Origin of the sequence: Klenkia sp. PcliD-1-E, from assembly GCF_024124375.1 — a bacterium.
In the GTDB taxonomy this organism is placed as follows: Bacteria; Actinomycetota; Actinomycetes; order Mycobacteriales; family Geodermatophilaceae; genus Klenkia.
This window is the reverse complement of the sequence record NZ_JAMXRZ010000042.1, coordinates 24,392-32,989: the sequence shown is the minus strand read 5'-3', so window position 1 is coordinate 32,989 and position 8,598 is coordinate 24,392. Positions and strand designations below refer to the sequence as shown.

The window sequence follows — 8,598 nt, the reverse complement described above, 5'->3', positions numbered from 1 at the left end:
CGGGTCGGCCGCGGCGGGGCCGGCGACGGCGACGGCGCCCACCGCGACGGCGGCGAGCAGGGGCAGCAGGCGGAGGCGGGTGCGCACGGGGTGTTCCCTCGATCAGGTGACGGGTCGGCTCCCCCTGCATCGACGCCGCGGCGCTGCGGGCCCACCCCCTCGGGGTGCGATCTCACCCCGAGGGGTGGGGTGGCGTCACCGCGGCTAGCGTCCCGCGGCGTGCCCCACCTCCCCCGCCTGTCCGCCCGCCGGCTCGATGCCCGCCTGCAGGCCCGGATCGGCCGGCTGCCCGCCACCCGGGCCGACGGCGGGCTGCGCCGGCTGTCCGAGGCCGCCGACCACGGCGTGCTGTGGTTCGGGGTCGGGGCGCTGCTGGGGCTGAAGTCCGGCGCCCCCCGGCGGGCGGCGGTGCGCGGGGTCGGCTCGCTGCTGGTCTCCAGCGGGCTGGTGAACGTCGTCCTCAAGCCGGTGTTCGGTCGGGTGCGGCCCGAGACCGTGCCGAGCGGGGCGCGGGCGCTGGGCCGCGAGCTGGACACGCTGTCCTTCCCCAGCGGGCACTCCGCGTCGGCGGCGGCGTTCGCGACCGGGGTCGCGCTGGAGAGCCCGTGGGCCGGGGCCCTGGTCGCCCCGGTGGCGCTGGGCGTGGGTTACTCCCGGGTGCACGTGGGCGTGCACTACCCCGGCGACGTGCTGGCCGGGATGGCCGTGGGCGGCGCCGTGGCGCTGGGCAGCCGGCACCGGTGGCCGGTGCGGCCGGCCACGCCGGCGCGCGTCCGCGGCACCGGGCAGGCGCCCGCGCTGCCGCGCGGCGAGGGCCTGGTGGTGGCGGTGAACCCGCGGTCGGGCCGGCCGGACTACGACCCGTCGGCCGACATCGCCTCGATGCTGCCCGCGGCGCAGGTCGTCGAGGTCGACGAGGAGCACTCGGTGACCGACCTGCTCACCGAGGCGGTGCGCGGCGGGGCGAGGGCCCTCGGGGTGGCCGGCGGCGACGGGTCGGTGGCCGCCGCGGCCGCGGTCGCCCTGGAGCACGGCCTGCCGCTGGCGGTGCTGCCCGCCGGCACGCTCAACCACTTCGCCCGCGACGTCGGCGTCGCCACCCCCGGCGAGGCCGCCGCGGCGGTGGAGGCCGGCGACGGGGTCGTCGTCGACGTGGCCGCGGTCAACGGGACACCGTTCCTCAACACCGCCAGCATCGGCAGCTACCCGGAGATGGTGCGCCGGCGCGACCGGCTGTCGGGGACGCTCGGCAAGTGGCTGGCGCTGGCCGTGGCCACCGGGCAGGTGCTGCGGCACGGCCGGCCGGTGGAGCTCGACCTGGACGGGCGCCGCATCAGCGCCTGGATCCTGTTCGTCGGCAACGGCGTCTACACCCCGCGCGGGCTGTCGCCGGCCTGGCGTCCCTCCCTGGAGGACGGCCTGCTCGACGTGCAGTACCTGCGGGCCGACCTCCGGTTCGGCCGCACCCGCGCGGTGCTGGCCACGCTGCTGGGGGCCAGCGAGCACTCGCGGTCCTACGCCCAGTTCCAGGTGCAGCGGCTGCGGGTGCGGTCGCTGTCCGGGCCGCAGCCGGTGGCCTACGACGGCGAGACCGGCGAGGCGGCCACGGAGTTCGTGTTCACCAAGCGGCAGCGGCTGGTGGTCTACCGCTCCCGCGGCTGAGGCAACCGCCGGACGACGACGGCGAGCACCCCGAGCGCGGCCAGCGCCTCCCCCAGCTCCTCGACGAAGGTGGCGGCGGCGTCCGGCAGCGGCGCGGGGTCCAGGCCCGCGACCAGCCCGGTGACCTGGTCCAGGCCGAGGGCGGCCAGGGCGTAGAGGGCCAGCGCGAGCACCACGGTGCGGGCACCGGGCACGCCCCAGGAGCGGCCGAGGCGGGCGAGCACCGGCAGGCCGACGACGGTGGCCGCGGTGCCGACCAGCAGGGTGAGGCCGCGGCCGTCCAGGCCCTCCATGACCGAGTGCGCGCTGACCAGCTTGGCGAAGACCAGGCCGACGCCGATGACCGTCACCGCCGCCCACCACAGCCGGCGCCGGCCGGACGAGCGGGCGGCCACCCGCACGGCGACCACGGTGGTGGCCAGGAACAGCGAGGTGGTGAACAGCCGCGGCAGCCCGCCGATCGCGTCGAGGTCGAACAGCCACTCGTGCCGGCCCAGGGCGCAGGTGCCGCGGGTGCAGTGCCAGCGGACGACGAAGCCGAGCCCGAACAGACCCAGCGCCAGGCCCGCGAGCGCCCACACCCAGGTGTCGTCCCGCACCCTGGTCGTGGTCACCGGCCCAGTGTGGTCGCCCGATGTTGCGATCAGCTGTCAGCGGTTGCGGAGGCGGACCGGGACGCGCGTCACTACGGTCCCGGGGAGGGTTGCCGACCGGCCCGACCGGGCAGGCACCGCACCGACGCCGTCGATGGAAGAGGTCCCCATGCTGGTCCGCCGGATCGCCCGCCCGTTGCTCGCCTCCTCGTTCGTGTACGGGGGGATCTCCACCCTGCGCAACCCGCAGACCAGGGTGCCCGGAGCCAAGCCGATCGTGGAGCAGATCGCGAACGCCGCCGACCAGCAGCTGCCCGTCGAGGTGCCCCGCGACGTGGAGCAGTGGGTGAAGGTCGACGCCGGGGTCAAGGTCGGCGCCGGTCTGCTGTTCTCCCTCGGCTGGTTCCCCCGGCTGTCCGCGCTGGCGCTGGCCACCTCCGTCGTCCCGACGACGTTGGCCGGCCACCGGTTCTGGGAGGACTCGGACGACGAGAAGAAGTTCAGCAACCAGGCGCACTTCCTGAAGAACGCCGGGCTGCTGGGTGGGCTGCTCATCGCCGCCGTCGACACCGAGGGCAAGCCGTCGGCCGGCTGGCGGGTGCGCCGCGCGTCGGACAAGGCCATCGCCAAGGCCGAGGCCAGGTTCGAGAAGGCCCAGAAGAAGGCCGAGAAGGCGCAGAAGAAGGCCAGCCGCGGCCGCACCCAGCGCAAGCTGAAGAAGCAGGCCAAGAAGGTCGGCAAGGAGATCGGGCTCTCATGACGCCGGCGGACGCGCTCCGGAGGATCGCCTTCCTCCTGGAGCGCGCCCGCGAGCCCACGTACCGGGTCGCCGCCTTCCGCACCGCGGCGGGTGTGGTCGACGGGTTGTCCGACACCGAGCTGGACCGGCGGATCCGGACCCGCACGCTGACCGACCTCAAGGGCATCGGCGCGAAGACCGCCGCGGTGGTCGTGCAGGCGCACGCCGGCGAGGAGCCCGACTACCTGGCCGACCTGCGGGCGCAGCACCCGCCCGTCGAGCTCGAGGGCGCGGCCGGCGAGCTGCGCCGGGCGCTGCGGGGTGACCTGCACACGCACTCGGAGTGGTCCGACGGCGGCAGCCCGATCCGGGAGATGGCGCTGGCGGCGATGGGCATCGGCCACGAGTACCTGGCGCTGACCGACCACTCCCCCCGGCTGACCGTGGCCAACGGGTTGAGCGCCGAGCGGCTGGCCCGCCAGCTGGACGTCGTCGCCGAGCTGAACGAGGAGCTGGCGCCGTTCCGGGTCCTCACCGGCATCGAGTGCGACATCAACGCCGACGGCAGCCTGGACCAGACCGACGAGCTGCTGGCCCGGGTCGACGTCGTGGTGGCCAGCGTGCACTCCGACCTGCGCGCCCCGGCGTCGCAGATGACGCCGCGGATGCTGGCTGCGGTGGCCAACCCGCACACCGACGTCCTGGGGCACTGCACCGGCCGGCTGCTGGTCGAGCGGAAGCAGCGCGGCGGCAAGCAGCAGAAGCCGCGGCCGGAGAGCACCTTCGACGCCGAGGCGGTGTTCGCCGCCTGCGTCGAGCACGGCACGGCGGTGGAGGTCAACTCCCGGCCGGAGCGGCTGGACCCGCCGTCCCGGTTGCTGCAGCTGGCCGCGGACCTGGGGTGCGAGTTCTCGATCGACACCGACGCGCACGCCCCGGGTCAGCTGGACTGGCAGGGAGCCGGCTGCGAGCGGGCCGCCGCGGCCGGCATCACCGCCGACCGCATCATCAACACCAGGACGGCGGAGGAGCTGCTCAGCCCCTGAGCGGCTCCGCGGCGTCCTCGGCCCGGCGCAGCCGCCAGCTGCCGGGCAGCACCCGCGCGGGCGCGGCGCCGAGCAGGACGGCGAACAGGACGCCCACCGCCGCCACCGCCTCGCAGCTCTCCTCGACGAAGGTCGACGTCGCCGCGGCGACGCTGGCCCACCCTGCCCAGGACTCGACGAGCTGGGACCCGGTCGACAGTCCGATCGCCGCCGCGCCGTAGAGAGCCAACCAGGTGAGCACCCGTCGACGGTCGCGTCGCTCGTGGCGGCTGAGCCACAGCAGCCAGCCCAGGTAGGCCGCGCCAGCGCCGCCCAGGACCACCAGCCCACGAACCGGGTGCGCGTCCCCGCCGATGGCGTGGAGCACCTCGACGTGGACGGTGCTGCCGGCCTTGACCAGGGCCAGCATCGTCATGAGGACGGCCACCGCGGTCCACCACGTGCGTCGCTGCGGGAGGCGGACGGCGCCGACCCACGCAGCCACGGCACCGGCGGTGAACACCAGCGCGATCATCGTGCGGGGCACCGACCATGGCGGGTCCATGCCGAGCGCGGCTGCCACCGGGGGTGGTGCACCGAGCACCCGCACCGCCCAGCCCACTGCCTCGGCCACCACCAGGCCGGCAGCCACCAGCACGAAGCCTCGGGGGGCACGCACCGGCCGGCGCCGCGCGGTCGGGCGCGCCAGCACGGGTGCGGTCATGGCCCTTGTCTACCCGAGGACGCCGAGCTCCGGGGGGAGGCTGAGCATCCCGCTCTGCGGCGCCGCGCGACGTCCCGGGCCTCGATCCGCACCACGGCAAGCAGCCCGACGGCAGCCAACCCCTCTGCGATGTCCTCCACCGAGTTCGACAGGTCGTGGGGGACACCACCCAGGTGGCTCATCACGGAGCTCACCGCCGCGAGACCGACGGACGCGCAGGCGGGGAGGGCGAGCCCGGCCGCCGCCCCGGGATGTGGGTGGGGGCCGTCAGATCACCCGTTCGGTGGACGAGCCGAGCACGATCCGGACATGGCTGACCGGTCCCGGCATACCCTCGCCGGGACCGCCAGACAGGGGAACCATGGACGCCGACCGCGAGACCGACGACGCGTTGCTCACCGAGCCCGGGGACGAGCCCCGGCCCCGGCACCGTCGCACCGCACTGCGTCGCGCCCTCGTCGGCCTGGGGGTCATCACCTCCGTCCTGGCCCTCGCCGTCGGTGGCGGAGCCTGGTACCTGACCGACCGCTACGCCGGCAACATCGCCAGCGCGGGTGACGTGTTCGACTCCATCGACGCCTCCGCGCGGCCGGCCCAGGCCACGCCCGAGACCCCGGCGGCTGCGGAGCCGGTGACGTTCCTGCTGGTCGGCTCGGACACCCGGGCGGACATCGTCGGGACGGAGCTGCCGGACGCCCGGTCCGACGCGATCATGGTCGTGCGCCTGTCGGGGGACCGGCACCACCTCCAGGTGATCTCGATCCCCCGCGACTCCTGGGTGGACATCCCGGGGTACGGGAAGAACAAGATCAATGCGGCCTACGCGTACGGCGGACCCCCGTTGCTGATCCAGACGGTGGAGAACCTCACCGGGGTGCGCATCGACCACTACGCGGCCATCAGCTTCGAGGGTCTGATCTCCATGACTGACGCACTCGGCGGGGTCGACGTGACGGTCGCCGAGACGACCAGCTGGGGTCCGTACACGTTCACGGCGGGGGTCAACCACCTCGACGGCGACATGGCCCGGTGGTACGTCGGCCAGCGCTACTACCTGCCGGGCGGCGACTTCGACCGCGTCAAGCGGCAGCAGAACTACCTGCGCGCCCTGTTCGGCAAGCTCTTCACCGCCGGCACCTTCACCAGCCTGGACCAGATCGACTCGGTCCTGACCACCGTGACCGGCTCGATCGCGGTCGACGACTCGCTGAGCACGACCGACCTGCTGGGGCTGGCGCTCTCGGCCCGGGACCTGACCCCGGCGGACATCGACTTCTTCACCGCGCCGGTTATGGGCACCGGGACGGAGGGAGCCGCCAGCGTCGTCTACCTCGACGACGTCACCGGGGCGCGCATGTGGGGCTACCTGCAGACGGACTCGCTCGGCCAGAACGCGGCCGAGTTCGCCGACGAGGCCTTGGGGTCGGTCGTCAACTGACGACTCCCGGGACACCCGTGAGGGCCTCGAGCACGGGCACCAGGGCGCCCCGGATCTCCCGGCCGACCTCGGCGTGCACCTCGCGGTCCTGGCGGTAGGGGTCGCGGATGTCGAGGTCCCCACGCCACTCCCGGCGCCGCGCCGCCAAGGCGGTCACCAACTCCGTTCCCCGTTCCGCGAGGGTGGCCGCGGACGGCCTCTCGTGCGCGGGGAGCAGGTCGAGGACCGCGGCGGCCTCCCGCAGGGTGAAGGTGCGCCTCATCGCCCCGGGCGTGCGTTCCAGGACGGTGGCGCGGTGCGTCCGCTGCATGGTCAGCACGAGGTCGGCGCGCTCGGCCATGGCCGGCAGCAGTGCACGCGCGCGGAAGCCGTCGTCCTCCCCGCTGAGGGCTCGGAGGGTGGCGGCGGCATCGGGATCCATGCCCCGACCCACGAGCGCCCGGGTGCCCGCGCTCTCCGCGGTGAGCCCGGCGATGCGTGCCGACGACGCGAACGAGGCGGTCAGCCGCTCGGCCAACGGCGAGCGGCAGACGTTGCCGGTGCAGACGAAGAGCAGGTGCACGTCAGCCCCGGCGCGCATGCGCCGCCACGCCCACCACCGCGAGGAGCACGACCAGCGGGACGGCGACGGTCAGCCACACCGAGACGACGAGGACCATGCCGGCGAGCACGATCGTCAGCACCGTGATGAGCAGGGCCAGCAGGACGACGAGGGCCCACCCGGCGACGTGGCGCAGACCTGGTCCCGGCGCCGTGCGGTTGTCCTCCACCTCACCATCGTGGCCCGACCGGGCACCGACGACCACCCCGGGGCCGAGACCCACGCGGAGGTCGGCATCAGCCGGCGCGGCGGCCCAGCGCGCGGTAGGACCAGCCCGCCGCGGTCCAGGCGTCGCGGTCCAGGGCCTGCCGGCCGTCGAGCACGGCCTTGCGGGCCACGACCTGCCCGAAGGCGACCGGGTCCAGCTCGCGGAACTGTTTCCACTCGGTGAGCACCAGGACGGCGTCGGCGCGGTGCGCGGCCTCCTCGGCGGTGTCCACGACGTCCAGCTGCGGCCAGGACCGGCGGATGTTGTCCCCCGCCGCGGGGTCGGTGACCCGCACGGTGGCGCCCTGCAGCTGCAGCTGGGCGGCGACGTTGAGCGCCGGGGAGTCCCGGATGTCGTCGGAGTCGGGCTTGAACGCCGCCCCCAGGACGGCGATCCGCTTGCCCAGCAGGGAGCCGTCGCAGACCTCGCGGGCCAGCTCCACCATCCGGATCCGGCGCCGCATGTTGATGTTGTCGACCTCCCGCAGGAACGTCAGCGCCTGGTCGGCACCCAGCTCCCCGGCGCGGGCCATGAACGCGCGGATGTCCTTGGGCAGGCAGCCCCCGCCGAAGCCCAGGCCGGCGTTGAGGAACTTGCGGCCGATCCGGTCGTCGTAGCCGATCGCGTCGGCCAGCTGCTTCACGTCGGCGCCGGTGGCCTCGCACAGCTCGGCCATCGCGTTGATGAAGGAGATCTTGGTGGCCAGGAACGAGTTCGCGGCGGTCTTCACCATCTCCGCCGTCGCGTAGTCGGTGACCACCTGCGGGGTGCCGTCGGCGACGATCGCGGCGTACACCTCGTCCAGCAGCGCCCGCGCGGTCTCGCCGTCGGCACCGGCGGGCAGGCCGTAGACCAGCCGGTCGGGGTGCAGCGTGTCCTGCACCGCGAAGCCCTCGCGGAGGAACTCCGGGTTCCACGCCAGCAGCGCACCGGGCACCTTGCCGGTCACCAGGTCGGCCAGCCGCGCCGCCGTCCCCACCGGGACGGTGGACTTGCCGACCACCAGCTCACCGGGGGCCAGCACCTCCAGCAGGGACTCGGTCGCGGACTCCACGTACCGCAGGTCCGCGGCGTACTCCCCGCGCTTCTGCGGCGTCCCGACGCACACGAAGTGCACCTGCGACCCGGCCGCGTCCGCCATGTCCGAGGAGAACCGCAGCCGGCCCGAGGCCAGCGAGGAGGCCAGCAGCTCCTCGAACCCCGGCTCGTGGAACGGCGCCTTCCCCGAGGCCAGCAGCTCCGCCTTGGCGGCGTCGACCTCGATCCCCACCACGTCGTGGCCCAGCTGCGCCATCGAGGCGGCGTGCACCGCGCCCAAGTACCCGCAACCGATCACCGAGAGCTGCACAGGGGTCCCCCACCGTCGTCCGACCGAACCCGGTCATGCTCCCAGGCCCGGCACACGTACGGGTGCACAGACTGGTCACACCGGGCGGACCGGGTGTCAGGGACGCAAGCGAGCGGTCGTCACCGTCCGGGCCAGCAGCGCAGCGGTGCTCGGCGACACGGCGTACCGCCCCTGGCGCGGGAACGCCGCGCAGGCGCCGGCCAGCGGGGCGATCAGCGCCGGGATCAGTGTGACGACGGTGGTGTCCATGGTCCCCCCGG

10 protein-coding genes are annotated in these 8,598 nt (G+C 74.5%); 4 read left to right on the top strand and 6 right to left on the bottom strand.

Going from position 1 to position 8,598, the window contains the following annotated elements; all coding sequences use genetic code 11:
- Positions 1–219 precede the first annotated feature (219 nt).
- Positions 220–1,662, top strand: coding sequence for a phosphatase PAP2 family protein (locus tag NH342_RS10490; RefSeq protein WP_253014527.1), 1,443 nt, complete (start codon positions 220–222; stop codon positions 1,660–1,662).
- Here NH342_RS10490 and NH342_RS10485 read toward each other — a convergent pair.
- A complete protein-coding gene (locus NH342_RS10485; protein ID WP_253014525.1) occupies positions 1,644–2,276 on the bottom strand; it encodes a hypothetical protein in 633 nt (210 codons plus the stop codon). The two genes, NH342_RS10490 and NH342_RS10485, sit on opposite strands and share 19 nt — an antisense overlap.
- Before the next feature lie 133 nt (positions 2,277–2,409).
- On the opposite strand from NH342_RS10485, the gene NH342_RS10480 reads away from it, so the two are divergent.
- Together NH342_RS10480 and NH342_RS10475 are read left to right on the top strand one after the other, a co-directional pair.
- Positions 2,410–3,015, top strand: a complete 606-nt coding sequence (locus NH342_RS10480; RefSeq protein WP_253014523.1) for a DoxX family protein — start codon at positions 2,410–2,412, stop codon at positions 3,013–3,015.
- Positions 3,012–4,040, top strand: a complete 1,029-nt coding sequence (locus NH342_RS10475) for a PHP domain-containing protein (protein ID WP_253014521.1) — start codon at positions 3,012–3,014, stop codon at positions 4,038–4,040. Before NH342_RS10480 ends, NH342_RS10475 begins: the two co-directional genes overlap by 4 nt.
- Here NH342_RS10475 and NH342_RS10470 read toward each other — a convergent pair.
- Positions 4,030–4,743 (bottom strand): hypothetical protein, encoded by a 714-nt coding sequence (locus NH342_RS10470; protein WP_253014519.1) that lies wholly within the window; start codon positions 4,741–4,743, stop codon positions 4,030–4,032. The genes NH342_RS10475 and NH342_RS10470 overlap by 11 nt on opposite strands.
- A gap of 361 nt (positions 4,744–5,104) precedes the next feature.
- On the opposite strand from NH342_RS10470, the gene NH342_RS10465 reads away from it, so the two are divergent.
- Positions 5,105–6,181: an LCP family protein gene (locus NH342_RS10465; RefSeq protein ID WP_253014506.1), complete on the top strand. Its 1,077-nt coding sequence runs from the start codon at positions 5,105–5,107 to the stop codon at positions 6,179–6,181.
- Here NH342_RS10465 and NH342_RS10460 read toward each other — a convergent pair.
- From NH342_RS10460 to NH342_RS10445, 4 genes are all read right to left on the bottom strand, one after another.
- Positions 6,174–6,761, bottom strand: coding sequence for a hypothetical protein (locus NH342_RS10460; protein ID WP_253014504.1), 588 nt, complete (start codon positions 6,759–6,761; stop codon positions 6,174–6,176). The two genes, NH342_RS10465 and NH342_RS10460, sit on opposite strands and share 8 nt — an antisense overlap.
- Positions 6,745–6,951, bottom strand: a complete 207-nt coding sequence (locus NH342_RS10455; protein ID WP_253014502.1) for a hypothetical protein — start codon at positions 6,949–6,951, stop codon at positions 6,745–6,747. The genes NH342_RS10460 and NH342_RS10455 overlap by 17 nt, the downstream gene beginning before the upstream one ends.
- A gap of 67 nt (positions 6,952–7,018) precedes the next feature.
- On the bottom strand, positions 7,019–8,338 hold the full coding sequence (locus NH342_RS10450; RefSeq protein ID WP_253014500.1) for a UDP-glucose/GDP-mannose dehydrogenase family protein: 1,320 nt from the start codon (positions 8,336–8,338) through the stop codon (positions 7,019–7,021).
- Positions 8,339–8,434: 96 nt separating this feature from the next.
- The gene (locus tag NH342_RS10445; RefSeq protein WP_253014498.1) at positions 8,435–8,587 is read right to left on the bottom strand and encodes a hypothetical protein; all 153 of its coding nucleotides are present in this window, start codon (positions 8,585–8,587) and stop codon (positions 8,435–8,437) included.
- Positions 8,588–8,598: the final 11 nt, after the last annotated feature.

Bases quoted from the DNA above. Each gene is read 5' to 3' on its own strand.
- NH342_RS10480 (WP_253014523.1), top strand. From the start codon at position 2,410: ATGGAAGAGGTCCCCATGCTGGTCCGCCGGATCGCCCGCCCGTTGCTC.
- NH342_RS10475 (WP_253014521.1), top strand. From the start codon at position 3,012: ATGACGCCGGCGGACGCGCTCCGGAGGATCGCCTTCCTCCTGGAGCGC.
- NH342_RS10470 (WP_253014519.1), bottom strand. From the start codon at position 4,743: ATGACCGCACCCGTGCTGGCGCGCCCGACCGCGCGGCGCCGGCCGGTG.
- NH342_RS10465 (WP_253014506.1), top strand. From the start codon at position 5,105: ATGGACGCCGACCGCGAGACCGACGACGCGTTGCTCACCGAGCCCGGG.
- NH342_RS10460 (WP_253014504.1), bottom strand. From the start codon at position 6,761: ATGCGCGCCGGGGCTGACGTGCACCTGCTCTTCGTCTGCACCGGCAAC.
- NH342_RS10445 (WP_253014498.1), bottom strand. From the start codon at position 8,587: ATGGACACCACCGTCGTCACACTGATCCCGGCGCTGATCGCCCCGCTG.